The sequence below is a fragment of the Geotalea uraniireducens Rf4 genome (assembly GCF_000016745.1).
GTDB lineage: Bacteria > Desulfobacterota > Desulfuromonadia > Geobacterales > Geobacteraceae > Geotalea > Geotalea uraniireducens.
In genome coordinates this window covers 1,177,319-1,199,543 of sequence record NC_009483.1, presented here as the reverse complement: position 1 = coordinate 1,199,543, position 22,225 = coordinate 1,177,319, and the positions used below count along the sequence as shown (strand labels likewise).

Genomic DNA, 22,225 nt, shown 5'->3' with positions numbered 1-22,225 from the left:
GGAATGAATTCCCCGGCTACCAGTATTCTGTCCCTACGGGACGTAAGCAAAAACCAAACCGGACAACGCTGATTAAGAATGGAGAATAGTGAATTGAACGTCAATAAATCGAGAATGAGGAAATTCACTATTCACTATTCCTCGGCTGCAACAAGGCCATTGTCGGGGTTGGTTTCGGTAGGCAACCAATAATGCAATTAGGAGTACAGCATTGACCACTGATTTGACTCTCTACACCGATCTGCTGGGCGACATCAAGGCCCGCATCCGGCAGGCACAGGTAAAAGCCACCCTCTCCGCCAATGCGGAAATGATCCTGATGTACTTGGATGTTGGCCGCATGGTATCTGAAAAGCAGGAGATGGAAGGCTGGGGAACAGCGGTCATCCCGCGTCTGGCGAAAGACATCCGCAATGATATGCCAGAAGTCAAAGGCTTCTCAAAACGCAACATCGGCCGGATGATCGCACTTTATCGGGAATATGCCCAAGCTGCAATTTTGCCACAGGCTGTGGCAAAATTAAAATCATCCCCAATGGATCAGCAGATTATTGCTGAAATGATAGAGATGGGAAAAGGGCCACATCCCGTGGCACAATTACCGATCAATGATCTCTCTGCAAATTTGCAACAGCTTGTTGCAAAAATTCCATGGGGCCATAACATCCTGCTTATGGAAAAGGTGAAGAACCTGTCAACCCGCCTTTGGTACATACAGCAGACCATCGAGCACGGCTGGAGCCGCGACATGCTCGGGGAAATGATCAAAAGCAATGCCCACGAACGTCAGGGAGCGGCGGTCACCAACTTCGGACAGCGCTTGCCCTCCCCACAATCCGACCTGGCCCGGCAGCTGCTAAAGGACCCATACATCTTCGACTTCCTTACCCTGGAAGAGCCGTTTCACGAGCGGGAGCTGGAAACCGGGCTTGTCCGCCATCTGGAAAAATTTCTGCTGGAGCTCGGCCAGGGTTTTGCCTTTGTCGGACGTCAGTATCACCTGGAGGTCAGCGACAAGGACTTTTACATCGACCTCCTGTTTTATCACCTGAGGCTGAGATGTTTTGTGGTGATTGAACTGAAGAAGGGGGATTTCAAACCGGAATATGCCGGGAAGATGAACTTCTACTGCTCCGTGGTGGACGACAAACTGAAGCACGACACCGATCAGCCCACCATCGGCTTGATTCTCTGCCAGACCAAGGACCGGATACTGGCCGAATATGCCCTGCGTGACATAAACAAACCGATCGGTGTCTCGGACTACGAACTGACCCGCGCCTTACCGGAAAGCCTGAAATCGGCGCTGCCGACCATTGAGCAGATCGAGGCGGAACTGCAAAACGAAGTGGAGAATGGTGACGATGAGCCCTGAGCGCCTTCGCAAAAACAACCTCTCCCAAATGGCCGTGATGAACTTAGAGGAAGGCGAAGAGATCTTCGCTGGATGGGCCACTCCGCACATCCCGCAGGTTGGCATATACAAACTTCTGGCGAAGAAAAAAGTAGACGGTTCGATTGAGTGGGCGCACTTTGTCCAGCGCGATAATGGACTGAAAGAAAAAGTGATGCGCGGCACTGTGAATACCCTTGATGAATTCGATATCTTGATCGATACCGTCAACAGCAACCTGCGCAGGATCTTTGGCGTTACCATGCAGCCTGCCGCGTACGATGTCCGCACGCTGGATGGCAAGAAAGCTTCCGACACAAAACACTAATTCCGTTCACCCTTGTTCGTCCAAGGTAGTATTAAGGGGTCGTTCTCTATTGCAGCATGGCAGCTGCTTTTTTATACTTGACAATGTACATACAGTGTGCACAATGAAATCATGAAATTCGAATGGGACCCGGACAAGGCAGCATTGAATCGTAAAAAGCACGGCGTGGATTTTGCCGATGCCGTTGGCGTATTCGAAGACGAACTGGCCATAACCGTCGAAGACCAAGATGCCGAAGGTGAATGTCGTTTCATCACCATCGGCATGGACTTTACGCTGAAAATACTCGTTGTCATTCATGCAAGCCGTGTCGCGGATGTCATAAGAATCATCTCGGCCCGGAAGGCCACGAAGAAAGAGAGGCAGACCTATGAAGAAGGAATATGATTTCGGCAAGGGGAAGCGTGGTGCCGTGGTTCAGCCCGAACCGGGCAAGTCCCGCATAACCATCCGTCTGGACAACGAAGTTCTCGACTGGTTCAGGGCAAAGGCCGACAAGCAGGGGGGCGGCAACTACCAGACCATGATCAACCAGGTTCTGAAGGAATACATTCACCAGGACAAATCGCTGGCGGATATTTTGCGGCAGGTGATTCGCGAGGAATTGAAGCCCGCTGCCTAATGAGTCCAAAACCCGCTAATCTTCATGAAAGATTCAGCGGGTTTTTTAATCCTGAAACCGGCAGTTGAAAGGGGCCGCATTGGGGTTTGACAACGGCTTGTTCCATTTCCATCCGAAAGCGCCCTTTAACCGGCAGGATATTCATTCCGCACAGCTGCACGGAACCCATGCCGCATTCAATGACATTCAGGCAGCCATACTCCTGCCGCATGCGAAAGAGATTCTCCAATGGCATACCAAGGATATGACAGAGGATGACCTTGTTCACACCTGAATGACCGACAATCAGCATATTGCCGGATGCGCTGCGCACTATCTCCTCGAACAGCGGTATAACCCGAGCCGCCACGTCGGCAAAACATTCTCCTGCAGGGGGACGATAGTAAACCATATCGGCGCCGCGTTTCTCGTATTCGCCCGGATAGAACCGGCGCACGTCATCTACCGACTGGCCGTCCCACGCCCCCAGGTTGATTTCCCTCAACTTGGGGAACGGCTGGACCGATTCGCTTCTCCCCTCCGCTATGAGGCAGGCAGTTTCATAGGAGCGGCTGAGGTCGCTGCAGAAGATGCGGCGCAGGGGAATATGGGCCAGTTCCTGCTGCCAGTTCAATGCCTGGGCCCGGCCGGATGCGTTGAGCGGAAGGTCCGCCTGGCCGATGTAGCGCTTGACCCCATCCTGCCGGAGATCACCGTGCCGCAGGAGATAGATGGTGTTAGTGCGAGAGTTGTCCCGGTTATTGTTCATAAGGTATCCGTTATCTCCGTCAGTGAACGCCCCAGTATGGCTTCCAGGCGCTGTTGGATGGTCATGGCGGTTTTCAGCCGGGTTGCAACCCTGCCGAGGATTGCGGGATCGTGGGCATGGCGTTCCACCGCGGCGCGGAATCGTTCCGTCACAGAGACACGCCGCTCCCCCTGGACCAGTTTGTCCGCCAGATGGATCACCTCTCCGGCAGCGACCGGTTCCCCTTCGGTTACGGACATATCCATGTGGACGGCGACCAGTTCGGCCACCGCACCATACCCCATGTCTCGCAGAAGGCGTGCCCCGATCCGCGCATGGTCCGGTTCCCTCCTGGCAAGGTCGTGCAGCAGGCCGGCCGCTGTCAGGAGGGAAATATCCAGGCCGCAGCCTGCCCGATTCAGCGCCGTCCCCAGCAGCACGGCCACGTCCGCCACTGCCTTGCCATGGCGGATGATCCGGTCGTCGACGCGCAACACCCTTTCCAGGAGCACCAGGCATTCCTCTTCGGTCGGGATCTCCAGCCGATCGGCCTTTCTCTGCAGGAGCAGATAATCGTCGGGCGTGTCCATGTCCCAGAGGATGAGCTCATCCGCCACGTCCACATCCCGGGCACCGGGGTCCCACTGCGCCAGGACCGCCCTGAGTCCGCCCGTATCCTGCCAGCCGGCAATCTCCGGGGCGCGCCTGCCGGCGATGAGCGGCGGATGTCCCCGCTGACTCAGGAATCGGGGATAGATGACGTCGCACGGCTCCTGCCGGTACGCGTCAAGGAGACGCCGGATGGTTGCCCCCCTCACCAGCGGCACGTCCATAGGGAGCACGAAGAAGGCGTCCACCTCCTCCCCGACCGTCGCCACGCCTGCCGCCACGGAGGTAAACATGCCGTCCCGGTAATGGGGATTGGCAATAACGCGTGCGCCGAGCCGTGACACGATGGGTTCCAGTTCCACCGCCCGGTGACCGACAACGACCCGCACATCCCCTATTCCGGCTCCTTGAAAAAGGGTAACGACCCGTTCCAGGACCATGGCTTCGCCGAGCGGGAGGAGCGGTTTGAACTCTCCCATCCGTGAGGAAAACCCTGCTGCGAGCACAATTGCCGCCACGTTACCGGCCATTTATTCTCCTCTTTCGGCTCTGGCCTGGATCAATTCCGCCACGATGCTGACGGCAATCTCAGCCGTGGTTTCGGCGCCGATATCCAGCCCGATCGGGCAGCGGAACCGACCGACCTCCTCCTCGCCGAACCCTTCGGCCAGGAGCGCCTTGCGGATTTCCGCGCTTTTCTTCCGGCTGCCGAGCATGCCGATATAGCCCGCGCCGGTCTGGAGGGCCTGTTCCAGGACAACCTTGTCGTGGGCGTGCCCCCTGGTAACGATGACAACGTAGCTGTCTCCCCCCACCTCCAGGCCGCTGAAACAGTCGGCGAACGAGTCGATGACCCGCACCTCGCTTGCGGTCGCGAAACGTTCCCGGTTGGCGAATTCCTCCCGGTCGTCCAGTACAAAGGTCTGAAAAGCGATCTTGCCGGCAAGCTCCGCCACATGCTGGGAGACATGGCCGGCGCCGAAGATGTAGACGGTGCTCGGGGTATAGCAGCGTTCGACGAGGAACCGGCGCCGTTCCAGGGTGGTGAGTACCGGGTAGGTCGATCGGTGCGCCTGTTCCGCCAGGGTAGCGAGCCACGGCTCAGGGTGATTGAACACCCCGGTAACCGTTCCGTCTTGTCTGACCAGGCAGCGGTTGATCCTCCGGATATCGGCCCCGACCTCGCCCAGGTCGGTGACAATGAAACATTTCTCCCCGGTTTGCAGCGCATCGCGCAGTCCCCGGAACACCTGCAGATTGGCCGGATCGGCGTCGATCAGCTCCAGGAATATCTCCACCCGCCCGCCGCAGATCATCGACATGCTGGCCGCGTCCCGGCCGGAAAGGTCGAAGGTGAATATCTGCGAAACGCCGCTCCTGAAGACGTCACCGGCCCTTTTCTGCCCTTCCGCCTCCAGCGCCCCGCCGCCGATGGTGCCGACGGAGGTTTCGTCCCCATGGACGATCATCTTCGAGCCCGCCAGACAAGGGGCCGAGCCGGACTTGCTGATCACCGTCGCCAGCACCAGCTCCTCCCCCCGCTCCAGCACCGGACAGATCGTATCTGCTGCCCAGGAAATCAACATATATGCTCCTTTCTCCGGTCAAGGACCGTTCTCTTGATGCTTCCAGTTGTTATGAATGCGCCATGACCGGCGGCTCTCAGGGTGAGGCTCCCATCCGCCACGGCCGCCCGCACCGCCGGCACATCAAACAGCGCCCGGAGCACCTGGTGGGAAGCCTCCCCATTATCCGTCGCTGTCGTCTTGATGGTTACGTCCAGGACGTCCCTGCCGTCGTCTTCGCTCAACACGGCCTGGTAATCGAGGAGAAGCGGCAGGGGAAAGAGCGCCTCGTCCAGGTCGGTGATGTCGAGCGCCCCACCGTTACTCAGGCGCACCGTACCGGCCAGTCTCCCCCTGGCCCGTTCCAGGCGGCGCAGCACCGTACCGCAGGAACAGGGCTCCGGCAGGAAGCGCGCCAGGTCGCCGGTTCGGTAGCGGATGAGCGGCATTCCCCAGCGGGTCAGCGTGGTGAAAACAACCTCTCCCCGTTCGCCGTCGGGGAGCGGCCGGCCGCTCTCAGGGTCGACAACTTCGACGTAAAGGTCGGCCTCCCGCAGGTGATAGCCGCAACGCCGGCTGCATTCAACCCCGCCGCCTAGCCCCATCTCGGTCATCCCGTAGTGGTTGTACACCGCAGCTCCCCAGACAGCGCTCACCTCAAGGACAATGGCCGCCGGGACGTAGTCGGCGCTCAGGAGCACGCTTTTCAGCCGGTTCGGCGGCAGCGCAGTGGCCGCCGGGTGCCTGGCCAGGGCCAGCACCTGGACCGGAATCCCTACCAGGCAGTCGATTTCCAGGGTCTCGATGGAGTGTAGTACCTCCTCGGCATCATGCACCAGGCCGTGCACGATCCCCTCCACCTCCAGGCGTCTGAGCCCCTTGACCAGCTGGTCGCCGACGCTGCCGGGCAACTCGCCGGGCATGAGGATGAGCACCCGCTGTCCCGGTTGCACCATGGTAGACATGCCGTGGTGAAAGAAATTCACGGTCAGTTCCAGGTCTGCCGCTGTGAAATGGAGCCGCTTGGCAGGCGCCGTGGTCCCCGAGCTCCGGAGGGTCACCACCCGGGCCACCTCGGCCCGGGAGACGCAGAGAAAGCGCAGGTCATCCTCCTGGACGTCCGCCGGAGAGGTAAAGGGAAGTAGGGCCACCTCCTCCAGAGAGTCGGGCTCGCCGCACCCTTGCAGGTGTTTCCGGTAGAAGGGGCTGTGGCGTCGGGCATGCGCCATGGTCTCCCGCAGCTTCCGCAGCTGGTAGCCTTCCAGGAGGGGCCGGGTCAACGGCTCCGTCGCTGCCAGGCCGATTTTACTCTTTATCCATGGTTCCAGCGGGGTTAACGGCATCGCGTCCTGTTCCGGTACAGCGGTATTCCCTCGGCGGAGGTCAGATTGTAGAGGCAGAACGGGATCATCCGGCCGTCCGGGGCGGCCACGTGGATGCAGCACTCCTGCACCCGTTCCAGATCCAGGTTCCAGACATCCTGGAAGGCCATGGCGGAAACGGCGAAGGTGTTGGTCCGGTGGTTTTCAAGGAAGAGGTCCAGGCTGAGCGCACCGTCGGCACCGGCCGGACCACCTTCTGCCAAAGCGGGAGCAGCCCATTGGCGGGCTACGAAGGAGACCGCCCGGCCGGTTCCCTCATTTGCCAGCTCGCTCGCCCCGCAGCAACCGGCCGGCGTATGGCTGGTCAGGGGCTGGATTCCGCCGTCGGGTAGACGGAGGAAGTTGCCGTGGAACGAGCAGAGCGGATGCTCGCATCCCGGTGGGCGAAAATGCTCCATCTTCATGAGGCCGTCGGTCTGGTCCTCGATGGCCGTCATCAGGTCGGGAAGTGTGATACGGTCCTCGCTGACAGGGGGCTCGGGGTGACGGCCGAAATAGGCTACGGGCTGAAAATGGACACCCCTGACAGCCGGCGCCAGTTCCAGGGCCTGCATCAGGATGGCGCCGATATTCCCGGTATTAACCCCCGGTACGATGGTCGGGACGAGGACCACACCGAGGCCGTTGGCGGCGCAGTGCTCGATGGCCCGCAGTTTTTCCGCGAGCAGGGAACGCCCGCGGATCGCCCGGTAGATCCGGTCTTCCGTACCGTCGAACTGGAGGAAGACGGAAAAGAGACCGGCTCGCTTCAGTTCCCCGGCATATTCCGGGTCGGCGGCCAACCGCACGCCGTTGCTGTTCAGCTGGATGAAGGGGAATCCCAGCTCGCGCCCCAGAGTGATAATGGCCGGCAGGTCGTCACGGACCGTCGGCTCGCCGCCGGAGAGCTGGACGATGTTGTGCGGACCGCTCGCCTGCATGGCAGCGCGGAGACGTTCTGCGATAACCGCCAGCGGCGGGTCGTGCACTTCCTGCCGACCGGCAGCTGCGAAACAGTAAGGACAGGCCAGGTTGCAGCGCTCGGTCACTTCGATGAGGACAGTGCACGACTGCTGCCGGTGCCCGGCGCAGATGCCGCAGTCGAAAGGGCAGCCGCGCGTCTCCCCTCCCAGGTGGCCGCCGATGCGAACGGTTTTTTTCGGTCGCGACCAGCCGGAGAGAGACGGCTCCCCCCGCCAGACGAGGGAGCGGAATTCACCATGCTCCGGGCAGCGTTTCACCAGGACGACATCGTCCCCATGCTGCTGCCGCTCGGCGGGAATCCGCGCCAGGCAGCTGGGACAGAGGCTCTCGGTGGCCGTGCTGACGGTCCTGTTGCAATTATTCATTTCAGTCACCTCCGGATTCGAGTCGGCACCCGAGTAGGGGCGAAGCACGTTTCATCTGCTTCGCCCGCCTTTGATCTCCGTGGCAAATAGGGTGAAGCAGGTGGGGCTTTTGCTTCGCCCCTACATTGAAAAACGGTATATCGATAAGTTCCAAGTCCCTTATTTCCCGGCCGTAACGTCGTAGCCGCTGGCGGTCAACAGTTCCATCACCTTGGCGTAGGTTTCGGCTACGATGGCTCCGCAACGCTGGCGGATTTCGGTCCGGTCCCCGACGATCGACTCGCAGGTGACGTCTCCGTACCGGCTTCCATAGGTTTGGGAAAACCACTCCCCAAGGTCCTGAAGCATGTACTTGAGGCGCTCGTCCTCGTATTCCTCGTCGGTCCCCTTGCCGGCATAGAGGCTGAGCAGGCAGGCGGCTCCGGTCAGGGTGCCGCAGGGTCCGCCGGCAAAACCGCAGCCGTTGGCCAATCCCCCCATCGCCCGGATCAGGTCGGGGTTGCTCTTCCCCTGGGCCTCCAGGGCCAGGATGACCAGGATCTGGCTGCAGTAATAACCGTTATAGGACAATTCCATCATGCGCATCAACAAGGTCTGGTCCATGGTTCAGTCTCCATCATTGTTTTTTTCGATTAGTACCAATCTTCCGAAAGACCAAGTCCCCCTTTATGAAAGGGGGATTTAGGGGGATTTGCCTTTCATCGCAGCCAGGAAAATCCCCCCTTGCCCCCCTTTCTCAAAGGGGGGTAACTTCTACGGAAGATTTAGTACTAATCAGGTTTTTTTCGGGCTACGAGCAGATAGTAGCCCGGCCGTGCCCCCGCGCATCCGGCGCCGCCAGCCGGGCACCAAAGCCCCTCCAGGGAACCGTAAGCCAGCACAAGGCGAGCGGCCAACTCCTTCAGGAGGGGGGTGTGGTCCTCCCAGAAGCAAGTGGCAAAACCGCTTCCGGTCAAGAGGCTTTCCAGCGTGTCGCGCGCAACTTCCCCCAGAGGGGAGCCTTCCGATGAAACTTCGTGCAGCTGCGTCCCCCCCGCCGGGTTGCGGTCATACATATCGCTCAGGATCAGGTAGCCGTCGGGGCGCAGCACCCGATGGAACTGCTCCAGCGCCCGGCGCGGCTCGGCCAGGAGGGAGAGGACGCACTCGCACAGGACGCCGTCCAGAGCCGCCGCGTCAAGGGGAAGCGCTTCCGCCGCACCCTCTGCCAGCGGCAGCGCCGGGTTCCGGAGCAGCCCTTCCGCGATGAGCTTCCGGGAGATATCGACACCAGCGGCGGCAAAACCGTACCGGCTGCGCAGATGCTCCACGGTTGCGCCAGCGCCGCACCCCACGTCAAGCAGCCGTGCGCCGGAGGGGAAGCGGCACAATGCGATTCCCCGCTCGGTCAGCGCGAGCCCGCCAGGCCGGATCGTCGTGCCGGTTACCGCGCGCAAGAGGGGCGATTCATACGGGGACGACGGTGGTATTTCAACATTAAACATGCCGACCTGTCCGTAGGGGCGCATGGCATGCGCCCGGAATTGCGACCATGCGCCAGGAATAGGGCGGACGCCGTCCGCCCCTACTTGTCCTCCAGGATTCTCTCCGCATCGGCCATCTTTCCGGTCGCCAGCTCCTCGGAGACGAGGACGAGACCACAGCCGCTGCAGGCTGGAAGGTCGACCTCAAAGTTCCCTTTCATGTAGGTAAAGCTCACCTTGACCACTTCGAGCGGTTTCCCGCAGGCAGTGCAACTCCACCCCTTTGCCTCTTCCGACAGGTTCATTGCTTGACCCCCACGATTTTCATGCGATGGCAGTAAGCGTTATGGACCGTGAACCCTTCTTCTCCGGGGGTATAGTCCACCCAGAAGGTCACGTTTTCCGTCTGGCAGTAGGCCCGGTAGCACCCGGTCCGGAGGTTTTCCAGCCGTTTTCCGGTACGCTCGGCGTGATCGATCACCCGGCGCAGGTCGTCCTCCAGAATCCGCCGTTCGTCGATCCTTTTGCGCACCTCCGGGGCCATCCGAAGCACTATGCCCTCGTAATCCTCGACCATTCCTTCTCCCTTCCCGCCGAGCTCCCGGAGTATCCCTTCCCGAACCTTGGCGCGGTTCGTCCTGCGCTCGGACCAGGATATCCAGCCGCGGGCCGCCGGGTCCCCACCAGGGGCGGTGGGAAAGAGGAGCTCGATGAGGTGACTGACCCTCTTTCCGGCAGCGGCGAAATTATCGCGGCACATGGCGCAGTAGGCCAGGTAGTCGTTGTCGCTCACCGTTGCCCGATGGGCGATCACATCACGGGCGAGGCCGGGATTGGCGTTGTACATGAGCCCGCCGTATCCGCAGCACTCGGGCTTCTCGCCGCTCAAGGGGAGCTCTTCGATACTGATCCCCAGCGACTGCACGATCCGCCGTACACTTCCCTGTGTCTCAGGATCGTTACGAGTGATGCAGGGGTCGGCAACGGCAACGGTTGTCCCTCCGACGATTGCGGGACTGGGCCCTTCCCCGCCGGGAAGCCCGGTCTCCTCGATGACCTTCCAGAGGGAGACGGACTCCATCTCGGGAAGGTGATCCTGAAAGATGCTCCGGCAGGTGGAACAGGCGGTGACGACCCGTGGCCGCCCAAGGCGTTCCCATTCGTTGCGGACCGTATCCAGCGATTCCCGGAACAGGTCGTCGCGCCCCGCCCAGAATGCGGGAGCGCCGCAGCAGCGGAGCATGATCCCGACCCCTCCTGAAAGCCTTTCCCGCAGGTGGCGGTACGAGGAAAGCACCTCGCCGGGTGAGGTGGCGCAGAGCTGGCAGCTCGGGAAGTACAGCCAGGCGCTCTCCTGCCGACCCGGCTCGTGGCTGCAGAGGGCAAAGCGCTCTCCGTTGCCGTGGGCCATGTCCTTAAGGGCAAACTCGTGGAAGGAAGGGGGCATCAATTTCTGCTCGTTCATGGTCCTGCGCGCCTGCAGGCAGAGGTCCCCCATGAAGAAATCGTTCGGACAAACGGTCTCGCAGAGACCGCAGGTGCTGCAGGAATTGACGAACTGGTTCTTCGTACGGGCCGCGCCATAGATGACCCGCTCGTTGTTGAAGACCTGCCGGGCATACTTCTTCGGATACCCCTTGTAGCGCTCCAGGTAAAGGCAGACCTTGACGCACTCCATGCACTCGCACTGGATGCAACGCTCCGCTTCCCGGATAGCCTCGTCGGTGGAATAACCGGAGTTCGGGTCGGCCGGGGTAAGCCGCGGAAGGGGTTCGAGCCCCTCGACATTGGTGTAGAGCCTGGTGACGAACGGTCCTTCATTTTCCCGGCCGCTATCCATGGAGACGTTCATCACGTATCGATCTATGGAGGTCGCGGCGCGGCGCCCTTCAAATGCCTCGGTGATCGGAGACAGTCGGCCGTCCTTCCTGCAGGCTCCGCCGGCAAACAGTCCCTTCCGGCTGGTGGCCAGAGTGAGGGGTTCAAGCTCCAGGTCATGCAGGTTCAAATCAGCCACAGCCAGGCCGACAAAAACAGCGTCGAATTCTCCATGGATGCCGGCAATGAAATCGTCCCGCGCCACCTGGGCAGAGAGGGTGATTACAGCGCCAAGGCTCTCCAAAAGCGATAATTCCTCAGTAATGACATCAGGCGGCAGGATGGTTTCGGGAAACTCCCAGAGGGTGCCGCCAAGTCTTTCCCCCGGTTCAAAAACGGTTATTCTGTATCCTTTGCGGAGCAGGTCCCAGGCTACCGTCAGGCTGCTCAGGCCGCTGCCGATGACGGCAACCCTCTTGTCCTTCCGGGGCAGCATTACCGCCTTGACCTTCTCCTGCGCAGTTTCGACACAGGCCCTCTCCAGTGCGCCGATGGCGATCGGTTCACCGGCCTCACCCCGCTTGCATGCCGGTTCGCACGGATGGTCACAGACGCGGCCGAGTATCTTTGGAAACGGCATGGTCTTAGCCAGTGTTTTCAGGGCAGCTTCCCAGTCCCCCTGGCCGGCCTGCTTGACAAAAAGCCGGGCATCCACATGGATGGGGCAGCCTGCCGTGCATTGGGGAGGTTCTTCCTGGATACATTTGTATTCCCATTCCCGCAGTTTGTTCTGTTCCATGACGTATAACCACCATTGGCTGTTAAGTCCCCCTTTGAGAAAGGGGGATTGAGGGGGATTTCCAATGACCGAAGCAAATCCCCGCTAGCCCTTTAGGCCCGAAGTTTGGGTCCCCTTTCTCAAAGGGGGGAATCAAGAAACTAGGGCGAACGCGGCACTTGAGCGCCGCATTCGCCTCCGTGTCGCAACCGCTTCAGCTTACTTCTTCAATGTTTCGATGCCACCCTGTGACATGTAACCGCCTGCCACGGCATCGCTGACGTCGAAGGCCTTCTTTTCCGACTTCAGTGCAGCCAGGACCTTGGCCGGATATGCCGGGATGGACCTGATGCGCACGCCGCAGGCACTGTCGATGGCATTGATGATGGAGGCGTGCGGGGCTGTCAGCGGCCCCTCGCCTACACCGGCCTGACCGAAGGCGCCGTCTTTGCGCGGATACTCGGTGTAGATCAGCTCCATGTCGTCGGGAACGTCCTTGATGAACGGGAAGCCGGAACCGATCAGGGTGGTGTGCTTCTTCAGGTCTTCGAAGTCTTCGGTCAGGGCAAGACCTACACCCTGGACCAGACCGCCGTACACCTGTCCGTCGACTGTAAGCCGGTTGGTGATGGTGCCGTTGTCGCCTGCGTAGGTCATCTTCAGCACGGTCGTCTTGCCGGTGGTGACGTCAACTTCCACCTCGGACATGAAGAGGGCGTACATGTAGATGCAGAACGGCGCACCCTGCATGTTGTCGTCCATGTGGGTGCTCGGGGTGGTCCAGCTCCCTTCGTACTTGACCGATTTGCCTTCCTTTACCATTTCGTCGTAGGTGCGGTAGGTGCCGTCCGCCTTGCGCAGGGCATCGAGCAGCAGGACGCAAGCCGCATGGATCGCGTTCCCGGTGACCACGTTCTGGCGGCTCCCGCCGGAGGGGCCGGAGTTCGGGTGGAGGCTCGTGTCGTTCATGCTGAGACGGATCTGATCCGCTTTCAGGCCGAGAGGACGCAGGGTGTTGTGGGCGAAGGTGACAGTCCCGCCGTCAGACCCCTGGCCATGGTCCTGCCAGGCATTGCCGACGGTGACGCTCCCGTCCGGGTTCAGTTCAACCCAGGCACTCGAGGTGTCCGGACCGTCGAGACCGCAGCCGTACACGCCGAGAGAAACGCCGACGCCACGTTTCTTGGTTTCGGTGGAGCCGTTCTTGGCGCGCAACAGGGCGTCCTGGTACTTGGGACGCATGAGGTCGAACAGCTCCTCGAAGCAGAAGACTTCCGGGGTCTGTCCGGTCGGCGTGGTGGCGCCGGGACGGTAGATGTTCTTGTAACGGAGTTCGAACGGGTCGACACCCATCTTCTTGGCCAGTTCATCCATGAGGGACTCGGAGGCGAAGAAGCTCTGGGGAGAGCCGTAGGCGCGGAAGGCGGAGCCCCAACCATGGTTGGTGCAGACGGTGCGGCCTACGCCGCGGATGTTCTTGATGTCGTACCCTGCGCCGGTGAACTGTGCGCCGCGCGTGGTTACCAGGTCGCCGAACTCGGAGTAGGGACCGTGGTCGCAGCTCCAGTCGGTTTCCATGGCAAGGAGCTTGCCGTCCTGGTCGGCGCCCATCTTGATCTTGAACCACATCGGCGAGCGTTTGCCGGTGTAGGTCTGCTGCTGGTACCAGTCGTAGCCGAGGAAACAGGGGCGGCCGGTTGCCATGGCCGCTGCGCCGACCAGCGCCTCCAGGGTCGGGCTGAACTTGTAGCCGAAGGTGGCGCCGGTGGGGTTCTGGACCACCACGATTTCGTGCGGTTCAACGCCCAGGCCCGGGGCGATCATGTAAAGGTGCAGATGGATGGCGATCGATTTCGAGTGGATCACCACCCGCTTCAGGTCATCGATGTAGGCGAAGCCGACATCGGGCTCGATCGGCATATGGGGTTGACGCTGGAGGTAGTACTCCCCCTCGACCACATGGGCAGCCTTCGCCATGATCGGCTTGGTGTCCTCCCCCTTGTTGAGGGTGCACTCGTAATAGACGTTCGGCGTGCCGGGATGGATCTCGATGGCGTCCTCTGCCATGGCGGCCGGTGCGTTCATGTAGGCCGGCAGCACTTCCAGATCGACCTTGACCATTTTCGCCGCTGCCTTGGCGTTTTCCAGGGTATCGGCGCAGACGATGGCAACAACGTCGCCGTACTGGAAGATCTTCTCGTCATTCAGAATCGGGCGATCCCAGCCGTCACCCTTGTTGGTCGGGAAGGTGATCAGGCCGGTAATGCGGTTTTTCCCTTTGACGTCCTTGTGGGTAACGACCTTGAAGACGCCGGGCATCTTCTCCGCCTCGGAGGTGTCGATGCCCTTGATGATGGCGTGGGAAACTTCAGGCTGCACCAGTGCGCACTGCAGGGTCCCTTCGGGGAGCTGGGTGCCCATGTCGTCGCCGAAATCCCAGAGACCGGTGACCTTTGCCACGGAGGTAGGCCTGGGGAAGCGGGAGCCGTAGATCTTACCGTCGGCCGGGGTCTTGAACTCGATGGCCTGATCGGAGATCTCGCCGCGCATCACCTTGGCGGCGTCCATCACCGCGTCGACGATCATGCTGTAACCGGTGCAGCGGCAGGCGTTGCGGTACTTCTGGAACCAGTCGCGCACGTCCTCGCGGGTAGGGTTTGGGTTCTCGTCGAGCAGCGCTTTGGTGGAGACGATGAAGCCAGGGGTGCAGAAGCCACACTGCAGGGCGCCGTGGAAGATGAATGCCTTCTGGATCGGATGAAGGTTGAGAGGAGTACCGATCCCTTCGATCGTGGTGATCTTGGCCAGGTTTTCCACCTTTTTCATCTTCACCACGCACGAGCGGACCAGCTTGCCGTCCATGATCACGTTGCACGCGCCGCACTGGCCGGTGCCGCAGCCGACTTTGGTTCCGGTCAGATGGAGCTGCTTGCGCAGCACGTCCGACAGGAGCGCTTCCTGGTCAACGATCAGCGTTCTTTCGATGCCGTTGACGACCATAACCTTCTTAATCATATTATTTTCCTCCTTTGAAATTTAACGGGGCGAAAGCCCGGTTAATCCATGACTCAAAACTTCAACCCACCACGGAGACACGGAAGCACGGAGAAAGGCAAAACCTTAAACCTGTTTCTTGGGTTAAGCCCAAAATCTTTAAAGACTTTTGGGTTGTTTTTTCTTTGCGCCTTTGCGGCTTTGCGTGACCGAGGTTTATTGCCGGGTTTTTCCTCCGTGTCTCTGTGTCTCCGTGGTGAGGTTTGCAGACAATTACTTGCCGAAGCCACAGTTAGGATAGCGGCATTCGATGCACCCGGAGCAGAAACCGCCGTGCCCCAGTCCGGTGAAATCCGCCCTGGTCACCGTTTCTCCCGCGAGTATCCTGGGAACGATCAGGTCGAAGACCGTGGCCTTGCGGTACATGGCGCACCCCGGCAGCCCGATGACCGGAACGTCGCCGATGTAGGCCAGCATGAACATGGCGCCCGGAAAGGTGGGGGAGCCGTAGGTGACCACTCTCCCGCCGGCGGCGCGAATGCTGGCCGGTGTCCGGTCGTCGGGGTCCACCGACATGCCGCCCGTAGCAACAATCATCTCGGCTCCCTCGTCAATGAGGTCACGGATCGCCTTGACCGTCATGGGAACGTTGTCCGACACGAGGATCTGCCGCAGCACCGTGCTCCCCAGTTCTTCGACCTTGCCCCTGACCACCGGTCCGAACTTGTCCTCGATCCGGCCGTGAAAGACCTCGTTCCCGGTGGTCACCAGACCGACCTTCAGGGACCTGAACGGTTTGACCGTAATGACCGGGTAGTGCTCCCGGCAGATCATCTCGACCTCGTGGATGTTGTCCTCTTCGGTAAAGAGGGGGATTATGCGTGTTCCGGCGATCTGTTTGCGTGGAAGCACTTCCTGGTTGGTGTGCAGCGTCGCAAGCACGATTTCGTCGATCGCGTTGATCCGGTCCAGGGCAGCCACGTTCACCTTGAGCAGTCCCCTGGTGATCGACGACATGGTTACCTTTCCCTCCACCGGCTCGCTGAACTGGATTCCCTCGCCGATCGCCGCCTTGGCAATCCTCAGCGCAGACTCGTTCTCGTGAACGAACCCCTCTTCCAGATCGAGGATGTAGATGTTGTCCTTGCCGAGTTTCAGCAGTTTGGCGACATCGCTTTCCTCGATGATATGCCCCTTTTTGAAGGCCCGGCCGTCAAATTCCCCCGGCACGATCCGGGTGATATCGTGGAAAAGAACTCTGCCGACAGCTTCCTGGACCGGTATTTCTTTCATCATGATTCTGCTACCCCTTGTTTTCCTGACCGTTGATTAAACCGGATTGACGGCAACAAAAAACCCGCACCAATACCGGGCAGTCCGGTATCAATGCGGGTTTCGTTAAGTCTGCCTTTGGCAGAGGACGAAGTAAGCGCCTGATTATTCAGTATTCTAAAGAAAACTAGTACACTGTAACATCTGAATCTAACCCCCCTCAGTCCCCCCTTACCTAAGGGGGGAAGCCTTGAAGTCTCCTCTTAGATAAGGGGAGATTTAGAGGGGTTATCCGCAAAAATAAGTGTTACATGGCACTAGTTACAGTGGCTGTGGCTGCACGTGTGCTCGCCCCCACCGTCGGAACATCTTCCTTCCAGATAGCTCTGCTGGACAGTCACCTCCTGCAGCAGATTCTTTTCAAACAGCGCGAGATTCTCGGTAACGGCCGAAGAATGCGCCTGGAAGACCTTGAACCCGCACATGTTCATCACCCGCACCGACTCGTCGCCGATGCCGCCGACGATGATACCGTCCAGCTGCCGGCCGTTGAGGGCGCTGAACGGACTGCAGCCGCCATACGGGTTGCCCGGATCGCAATTGGCGATGACGGTACTCTGCCGGGTCAGGGTGTCAACGATCACAAACATCGGCGCCGAAGCGAAATGGCCGTAGATATTGCTTTCCATTCCTTCGTCGGTTACCACGGGAAAACACAGCTTCATGACAAAACCTCCGTATCCAAATCTCCTCCATGCTTTATGACCACGCTGTCCCGCCGGACGGCATCACCGGCCATAGAGGTTTTTAAGTGAATAGATTCCACATAATGTACATTGTGATTTGTATTGCCCAAGATGCCTGTAACAGAACCATGAGCCGCATTCCGTGCAACATTTTACTCGATAATCGTCTGAATCAGCCTCTTCATCACAGATTGCGCATGTTACCCGGGCCATCATTTCACCTCTTTTCACTTCCCCCCTCACCCTAGCCCTCTCCTTTAGGCCCGCAATTTGGGTCCACAAGGGGCGAGGGGACTTTAAAGCTCCCCTCCCTTGATGGGAGGGGTTGGGGGAGGGTAATGTGCTTGTTTTTATGGTTGGAGTGTCAGTGCAATTTTCTAACGGACACTACCGAATAAACTGAGATCTTTGGGATTTACTTGAATGTTTCTGATTTTTCCAGGTAGCTGACACCGCCGTCCTTAAAGGAAATCACAATCCTGCCGTTGAATTTTTCGGGAATAATGTTTATGGCCGACAGCGTTTCAGAAAGCGTCTTCTTCCAACCGTTCTGCTCGGAATGCGGATTCAAGGGCCTTTCTGCAGCTGGACGCGTCATTATTTCTCCTCCATCTCCCACTGATGAACCAAGGAATTTCGGCGATTAGTTCACCGGGATAATCCTGGGGCACGGCTACCCATACAGCATGAAACATGCCACTAAAAAAACAACGTTCTTAAAAGATGAATACAACATCGTCGCGACACAATCAATAATGCCTGGTTTTCAGTATTTCAAGCTGGTTAGGAGTCGGGATGAAAAACCGTTGGGAAGGATTCGGAATCATGGTTGCGTCAGAAGCATTCGGGGGGATTTTTATGTGAAAATACAAATTCGTCACAGAATTGAGCACATACACGTCGTTAATGTTGCAAAACGTGACACTATTAAGCCGTTCTAAGCGTACTTTGTACAGAAAGTGGCAATACCACACATCTTAGGCGCTTGGGCTCGGGATTACTTGAACCTGAAGATAATCCGCGTACCGAAGCGCTCCTCCGGCTGGGTCATACCGGGCTGGTAACTGTTGAACAGGTTCTGGTCGTAATAGATGGTCAAATCCGCCCCCAGCCCGAGATGTAACCCTACTTCTCCGGTCCATGAAAGCGTGCTCGGCGACAGGCGCGTAAAATCGTATTCATGGCGCGACGCAGGGACTTGGGGGGAAACGAAGCTGGTGCTGCTGTCGGTAAGCCCGTAGGTATAAACCGGAACTTTTGCTGCGCCGGAAAAGTATAACGTCTTGGCAAGATCGATCTTGCCGCCCGCAAGGGCGTGCACCTTGTGGATCGACTCTTCGAATCCTCCCTTGATATCCCGCTCCCGAGCCGTATAGCCGACCCCGATCTGAGGTTCGATGGTAACACCTTCCAGCCCTCTGTATTTCACCCCCCCTGTAGTGAGCAACCGGTCCGGGTCGAAGAACTTGCGCGTCGCCAGACTCTCCGACAGGAGCGGCGTTCCCAGATCTGCGGCAAAGGCTGTCGTCGCTGTCAGCAAAATAACTATCAAAAGGAATACGATGATTTTCATGCTGCCAGTATAGCAGAATGGAAGCTTTTTGTGTTGCCTTCAGGCGAGTTTCCAGATGAAGAAGAAATCAACGAAGAAAAGGCCCCGGAAGCATCCAGAGCCTTTTCTATCAAAAAAACCATAAAAATCAGTCGGCTACCCTATGGTCGCACACCCGCATTAAGGTAGGCAATGGCATCGGCCTTTTGTTGAGCCGTAAGGCCGGTAAGGCCGTTGATGGTGGCGACGACGGAATTGTTCGACAGGATATTGTCATCAAGCCAGTCGATGGAATCGAAGATGAGCCGTTTGACGTAGGTCGAATTGTGAGCAAAGGCGCCCGGGTCATGCACGAGCAGATTGTAGTTGAAGGCGGCGCCCATGTTGTTCTTGCCGCTGGCGGTCTTGTCGGTCACGGGACCGCCGACCGAATGCCACGACCTCAAAGCGGTGCTGAAGGTGGCGTCGGTGAAGAAGTAGGGGTTTTTGTCGGCCCAGAACATCTTGCGGAACGGGTTCACTGCCAGCTCGACATTGAGGGCAGCAAGCGCCGCCAGGAACCCTGTCTCCGGCACTGCCGTGATGTCCGCAAACGTTGGTCCAGCGTGGCAACTAAAGCAAACAGTGCTGGTTTCAGGACGGAAGGTATGGGAATGCCCGCGTAAGGCATCGGAAGGACTCGGCGATGTCATGTGGCAACCGGAGCACGGTCCCGATGTCGTATTGGGAATACCGGTGCCGGCCCTGCCGATATCCTTGTGCAAATAGGCTGGAGGATCGGTATAGATAAGGCCGGTATACTCATACCCCGACTTGGTGAAGATCGTCGCCCCGGCGGTCAGGTAGTGGGAGTTGACGAAACCGGTGCTGGAGAAATTCCGGAAGGTGGTACCGGTTTGATTGGCGTTCTTGATGGTGTCGCCGGTCTCCCTCCCCGCGTGGCACTCGATGCAGAGGTTGGAGATGCCGGCGTCAGGATAGGTGAAGATGTTATCGGTGTAATCCATGGTAACCGGCCCGTAGTTGCGGGTATTGTCGGGACCGAAGTTGTAATCCTTGTGACAGCCGTCACAGCGGAGGACTTCCTTGGTCTTGTCCGCAGAGTTGGGAGCCGCCCAAGCGCTCTGGTCCTTGGACGTCACGTACTTGATGTGGCCGGTGGTGGTGTGGCACCGGTTGCAGTTGGCCCGCGCCTTGAAGTCATAATGAATCCAGGCGGCGCCGTCCTTTCTGCCGTGGCGGGAGTTACCCCAGTCCATGTTTTCCTGCAGCACCGTGTTGTTGTGGGGGTTATGGCAGGTGCGGCACTTGCCGGTGTTCTGCGAGGTCACATAGCCGGCGCTCGACATGTTGTCCCAGATGATCGCCGACGCCAGCATGGCCGGGGTGATATTCGGCGTGTGGGGGAAGCCGAGAGCAGGATGACAGCTGTTCGAGGAGCAGACAAGGTCCGCGTCCGGGTTCTGATGGGGGATCGGCCCGACACCGAAGTGGGTGCTGCCGCCGCCGTGGCAAGACTGGCAGTCGATCAGGACGGCGCCAGTTGCGTGGGTAGAAGCATTCCATTCGTCTACTATCTTTGCCCCGGTTTCAGGATCAATAGCCGACGCATGGCAAGCGTTCGTACAGTTGCTGTTGTCGACCCTGACCGCCGTTGTGGTCGGGTCAGCCGCCCCTTCCTTCTTGCCGGATCCGCAACCTCCGAGGAGCGAGGCGAGCAGGAAGGCCGACAGCGCTGCTATACTTAAGAAGATCTTTCCGCGCATGTATTGTTTCCTCCTTGTTAACGTGTGATCGGGGGGTGCACTGACACCCCCCTTTTGACAGCCTCATGCCGGGACATCAAGGTATCGCATGGCAGCCGGAGCAGGACGACGGTCCGTTATTCGTCCCGGACGCCCCCGGCGTTGTCAGCAAGGTTTTCATCGTGTGGTTGCGGATATCCCCCTGCTTATACGACATGTTGTCATTAAACAGTATCCCGCTTGATGACGCAGTATACGGCATGTGACAGCTCACGCACTCGCCGTTGCGATAGGAGTTGAAGCCGTAGTTGGCCGACGTATATCTACCAAGAGTCAGCGGCTTGACCGGTTTCAGGTAGTTGGCGGCGGTTATCTTGGCGGCCTTCGCCTCGCCGATGTAGGCGGCGACGTGCTTCTTCACCTTTTCCATGTTGTCCGCGCCGGTGAAGCCGGCATCTGCGTTATGGCACGCCAGGCAAAGGGTGTTGTCGTGGGCGTCGGTCGGCTGGCCGTTGATGCTTGCCCTGATCATGTGCGGCTTGGCGGTTGAATGGGGATCATGGCAACTCCAGCAGGTGAGGCCGCTGCCGTGCTGTTTATCCGGGCCATGAGCACCCTGCTCCGCATCCATCCACTGCTGGTGGTGCTGCCGTGAAGCGGCATAAACCGGGAAGTTGTTCATCTGGGACGTTCCGGTAACCGGATCGGTTCCGTAAGCGCCGGTCAGCGTTACGGTTCCCCAAACTCCCGGGTGGGACTCGAAGAATCCGACGAGGCTCTGGCCTACCTGCGGGAATACCGCTTTCGTCGCATCAGCGCCTCGTTTCGAAGGCGCCTCGACCGGCTGTTGCACCCTGCCGAAGGAGCTGCTGAAACGGGCAAACCCTTCCGTCCGGGCATGGCACTTGCCGCAGACTTCGTTTGCCAGCAACAGACCACTCTTGTCTTTAGCTAAAAGTTTCTGCGGATTGATAATGTCAGAGGCCTTCTGGGATACCGTGTGAACGGAGCCGGGCCCGTGACATGCCTCGCAACCGATGTTCACTTCCACGTAGCCGGCAACGACTTCCGACCTCCTCCCGGCGGAGGAGCTGTACGTCTTGAATTCGGCGGTCAGACCGGTCTGGTGGCAACCGGCGCACCTGTTGTCCCAGCTTGACGAGGCGGGACCCGCGGCAGAGATGACCATCTTCTTGGCAACCGCCTGCACCAAGGTATCGCTCCCGTAAGCGTCGCTGAAGAACGCGCTCGATCCGGCGGAGTACCAGTTACTATCATTGTATGGAGAGTACCGTTTGGAAAATTCGTTGTACTGGACCGGGGTCACATAATAGGCGTTGCCGATCTTTGTCTGATATCGCTGCTTCCAGTAACCGTTCCCTCCCTGGGTCCGCTGGATTTCATAGTTGGTTGTACCGATCTGGATGAAGAACTTGCCGCCGGAAGCGGAGAGGATCGGGGCTTTCGGCTTCCGGGAGTTGAAGGGGTTCGCGTAGAGTTTCCCCGTGTTGTCCTTGAGGTCGGGAACTCCTGCCGAGAGGCTTTTGCCGTTACTGGAGAAGTTGTTGAAATTCAGGTTGTCCGCGAAATCGTTGACGCCGTTGCCATCACGATCATTGACGAGGATACTGCTCCCCAGCTCGGAAAAGTATTTAAGGGGCTTGTTGTGCAACGTGTTCGACCAGCCGACAAAGTGTTTGGGATGACAAGGCTGGCATTTCTCGGAACCGACAAACCCCGCGGCGCCCGCAATAGCCGGGTCCCCTTTCTGCACTTTTGCCGCGGTGGGCGCCGCGGTACCGCCATTTCCTCCACAACCGCCGAGCAGCCCGGCAAGCAGGAAGGACGTCAGTGCCATAGATCTTAACAGGATGTTTCTACACATGTAAACTTCCTCCTTTCA

Annotated in this window: 20 protein-coding genes; 4 read left to right on the top strand and 16 right to left on the bottom strand. The window is 59.0% G+C overall.

Features of this window, described 5'->3' with window-relative positions; genetic code table 11:
* Window positions 1-211: 211 nt before the first annotated feature.
* The 4 genes from GURA_RS05120 to GURA_RS05105 all read left to right on the top strand — a co-directional run bounded on the left by GURA_RS05120 (window position 212) and on the right by GURA_RS05105 (window position 2,343).
* Window positions 212-1,375 (top strand): PDDEXK nuclease domain-containing protein, encoded by a 1,164-nt coding sequence (locus GURA_RS05120; protein WP_011937941.1) that lies wholly within the window; start codon window positions 212-214, stop codon window positions 1,373-1,375.
* Window positions 1,365-1,721, top strand: a complete 357-nt coding sequence (locus GURA_RS05115; RefSeq protein WP_011937940.1) for a hypothetical protein — start codon at window positions 1,365-1,367, stop codon at window positions 1,719-1,721. Before GURA_RS05120 ends, GURA_RS05115 begins: the two co-directional genes overlap by 11 nt.
* A 111-nt stretch (window positions 1,722-1,832) precedes the next feature.
* On the top strand, window positions 1,833-2,108 hold the full coding sequence (locus GURA_RS05110; protein WP_011937939.1) for a BrnT family toxin: 276 nt from the start codon (window positions 1,833-1,835) through the stop codon (window positions 2,106-2,108).
* A complete protein-coding gene (locus GURA_RS05105; RefSeq protein ID WP_011937938.1) occupies window positions 2,092-2,343 on the top strand; it encodes a BrnA antitoxin family protein in 252 nt (83 codons plus the stop codon). The genes GURA_RS05110 and GURA_RS05105 overlap by 17 nt, the downstream gene beginning before the upstream one ends.
* Before the next feature lie 22 nt (window positions 2,344-2,365).
* On the opposite strand, the gene GURA_RS05100 is transcribed toward GURA_RS05105, so the two are convergent.
* The 16 genes from GURA_RS05100 to GURA_RS05025 form a co-directional block, all read right to left on the bottom strand.
* On the bottom strand, window positions 2,366-3,091 hold the full coding sequence (locus tag GURA_RS05100; RefSeq protein WP_011937937.1) for a histidine phosphatase family protein: 726 nt from the start codon (window positions 3,089-3,091) through the stop codon (window positions 2,366-2,368).
* Window positions 3,088-4,209 (bottom strand): DVU_1551 family NTP transferase, encoded by a 1,122-nt coding sequence (locus GURA_RS05095; RefSeq protein WP_011937936.1) that lies wholly within the window; start codon window positions 4,207-4,209, stop codon window positions 3,088-3,090. The genes GURA_RS05100 and GURA_RS05095 overlap by 4 nt, the downstream gene beginning before the upstream one ends.
* Complete coding sequence (locus tag GURA_RS05090) at window positions 4,210-5,265, bottom strand: XdhC family aldehyde oxidoreductase maturation factor (RefSeq protein ID WP_011937935.1); 1,056 nt, start codon at window positions 5,263-5,265, stop codon at window positions 4,210-4,212.
* Window positions 5,259-6,587, bottom strand: coding sequence for a DVU_1553 family AMP-dependent CoA ligase (locus GURA_RS05085; RefSeq protein WP_011937934.1), 1,329 nt, complete (start codon window positions 6,585-6,587; stop codon window positions 5,259-5,261). Before GURA_RS05085 ends, GURA_RS05090 begins: the two co-directional genes overlap by 7 nt.
* Window positions 6,578-7,954: a radical SAM (seleno)protein TrsS gene (gene trsS / locus GURA_RS05080; protein WP_011937933.1), complete on the bottom strand. Its 1,377-nt coding sequence runs from the start codon at window positions 7,952-7,954 to the stop codon at window positions 6,578-6,580. The genes GURA_RS05085 and trsS overlap by 10 nt, the downstream gene beginning before the upstream one ends.
* Before the next feature lie 159 nt (window positions 7,955-8,113).
* The gene (locus GURA_RS05075; RefSeq protein ID WP_011937932.1) at window positions 8,114-8,557 is read right to left on the bottom strand and encodes a DVU_1555 family C-GCAxxG-C-C protein; all 444 of its coding nucleotides are present in this window, start codon (window positions 8,555-8,557) and stop codon (window positions 8,114-8,116) included.
* A gap of 167 nt (window positions 8,558-8,724) precedes the next feature.
* A complete protein-coding gene (trsM, locus tag GURA_RS05070; protein WP_011937931.1) occupies window positions 8,725-9,438 on the bottom strand; it encodes a DVU_1556 family methyltransferase in 714 nt (237 codons plus the stop codon).
* Between the two features lie 80 nt (window positions 9,439-9,518).
* Entirely contained in the window at window positions 9,519-9,722 is a 204-nt protein-coding gene (locus tag GURA_RS05065) for a DVU_1557 family redox protein (protein ID WP_011937930.1), read from the bottom strand.
* Window positions 9,719-12,034, bottom strand: coding sequence for a pyridine nucleotide-disulfide oxidoreductase/dicluster-binding protein (locus tag GURA_RS05060; protein ID WP_011937929.1), 2,316 nt, complete (start codon window positions 12,032-12,034; stop codon window positions 9,719-9,721). Before GURA_RS05060 ends, GURA_RS05065 begins: the two co-directional genes overlap by 4 nt.
* Before the next feature lie 198 nt (window positions 12,035-12,232).
* Window positions 12,233-15,028, bottom strand: coding sequence for a molybdopterin-dependent aldehyde oxidoreductase (locus tag GURA_RS05055; protein ID WP_011937928.1), 2,796 nt, complete (start codon window positions 15,026-15,028; stop codon window positions 12,233-12,235).
* Window positions 15,029-15,280: 252 nt separating this feature from the next.
* Complete coding sequence (locus GURA_RS05050) at window positions 15,281-16,303, bottom strand: molybdopterin-binding protein (RefSeq protein WP_011937927.1); 1,023 nt, start codon at window positions 16,301-16,303, stop codon at window positions 15,281-15,283.
* Between the two features lie 293 nt (window positions 16,304-16,596).
* A complete protein-coding gene (locus GURA_RS05045; RefSeq protein ID WP_011937926.1) occupies window positions 16,597-17,004 on the bottom strand; it encodes a NifB/NifX family molybdenum-iron cluster-binding protein in 408 nt (135 codons plus the stop codon).
* Window positions 17,005-17,440: 436 nt separating this feature from the next.
* On the bottom strand, window positions 17,441-17,623 hold the full coding sequence (locus GURA_RS05040) for a hypothetical protein (protein WP_041245280.1): 183 nt from the start codon (window positions 17,621-17,623) through the stop codon (window positions 17,441-17,443).
* Between the two features lie 399 nt (window positions 17,624-18,022).
* On the bottom strand, window positions 18,023-18,598 hold the full coding sequence (locus tag GURA_RS05035) for a hypothetical protein (protein WP_011937925.1): 576 nt from the start codon (window positions 18,596-18,598) through the stop codon (window positions 18,023-18,025).
* Between the two features lie 140 nt (window positions 18,599-18,738).
* Window positions 18,739-20,343 (bottom strand): hypothetical protein, encoded by a 1,605-nt coding sequence (locus GURA_RS05030; RefSeq protein WP_011937924.1) that lies wholly within the window; start codon window positions 20,341-20,343, stop codon window positions 18,739-18,741.
* Window positions 20,344-20,419: 76 nt separating this feature from the next.
* The gene (locus tag GURA_RS05025) at window positions 20,420-22,207 is read right to left on the bottom strand and encodes a cytochrome c3 family protein (protein WP_011937923.1); all 1,788 of its coding nucleotides are present in this window, start codon (window positions 22,205-22,207) and stop codon (window positions 20,420-20,422) included.
* Window positions 22,208-22,225 lie beyond the last annotated feature (18 nt).

Bases quoted from the DNA above. Each gene is read 5' to 3' on its own strand.
- GURA_RS05115 (WP_011937940.1), top strand. From the start codon at position 1,365: ATGAGCCCTGAGCGCCTTCGCAAAAACAACCTCTCCCAAATGGCCGTG.
- GURA_RS05110 (WP_011937939.1), top strand. From the start codon at position 1,833: ATGAAATTCGAATGGGACCCGGACAAGGCAGCATTGAATCGTAAAAAG.
- GURA_RS05105 (WP_011937938.1), top strand. From the start codon at position 2,092: ATGAAGAAGGAATATGATTTCGGCAAGGGGAAGCGTGGTGCCGTGGTT.
- GURA_RS05100 (WP_011937937.1), bottom strand. From the start codon at position 3,091: ATGAACAATAACCGGGACAACTCTCGCACTAACACCATCTATCTCCTG.
- GURA_RS05095 (WP_011937936.1), bottom strand. From the start codon at position 4,209: ATGGCCGGTAACGTGGCGGCAATTGTGCTCGCAGCAGGGTTTTCCTCA.
- GURA_RS05090 (WP_011937935.1), bottom strand. From the start codon at position 5,265: ATGTTGATTTCCTGGGCAGCAGATACGATCTGTCCGGTGCTGGAGCGG.
- GURA_RS05085 (WP_011937934.1), bottom strand. From the start codon at position 6,587: ATGCCGTTAACCCCGCTGGAACCATGGATAAAGAGTAAAATCGGCCTG.
- trsS (WP_011937933.1), bottom strand. From the start codon at position 7,954: ATGAATAATTGCAACAGGACCGTCAGCACGGCCACCGAGAGCCTCTGT.
- GURA_RS05075 (WP_011937932.1), bottom strand. From the start codon at position 8,557: ATGGACCAGACCTTGTTGATGCGCATGATGGAATTGTCCTATAACGGT.
- trsM (WP_011937931.1), bottom strand. From the start codon at position 9,438: ATGTTTAATGTTGAAATACCACCGTCGTCCCCGTATGAATCGCCCCTC.
- GURA_RS05065 (WP_011937930.1), bottom strand. From the start codon at position 9,722: ATGAACCTGTCGGAAGAGGCAAAGGGGTGGAGTTGCACTGCCTGCGGG.
- GURA_RS05060 (WP_011937929.1), bottom strand. From the start codon at position 12,034: ATGGAACAGAACAAACTGCGGGAATGGGAATACAAATGTATCCAGGAA.
- GURA_RS05055 (WP_011937928.1), bottom strand. From the start codon at position 15,028: ATGATTAAGAAGGTTATGGTCGTCAACGGCATCGAAAGAACGCTGATC.
- GURA_RS05050 (WP_011937927.1), bottom strand. From the start codon at position 16,303: ATGATGAAAGAAATACCGGTCCAGGAAGCTGTCGGCAGAGTTCTTTTC.
- GURA_RS05045 (WP_011937926.1), bottom strand. From the start codon at position 17,004: ATGAAGCTGTGTTTTCCCGTGGTAACCGACGAAGGAATGGAAAGCAAT.
- GURA_RS05040 (WP_041245280.1), bottom strand. From the start codon at position 17,623: ATGACGCGTCCAGCTGCAGAAAGGCCCTTGAATCCGCATTCCGAGCAG.
- GURA_RS05035 (WP_011937925.1), bottom strand. From the start codon at position 18,598: ATGAAAATCATCGTATTCCTTTTGATAGTTATTTTGCTGACAGCGACG.
- GURA_RS05030 (WP_011937924.1), bottom strand. From the start codon at position 20,343: ATGCGCGGAAAGATCTTCTTAAGTATAGCAGCGCTGTCGGCCTTCCTG.
- GURA_RS05025 (WP_011937923.1), bottom strand. From the start codon at position 22,207: ATGTGTAGAAACATCCTGTTAAGATCTATGGCACTGACGTCCTTCCTG.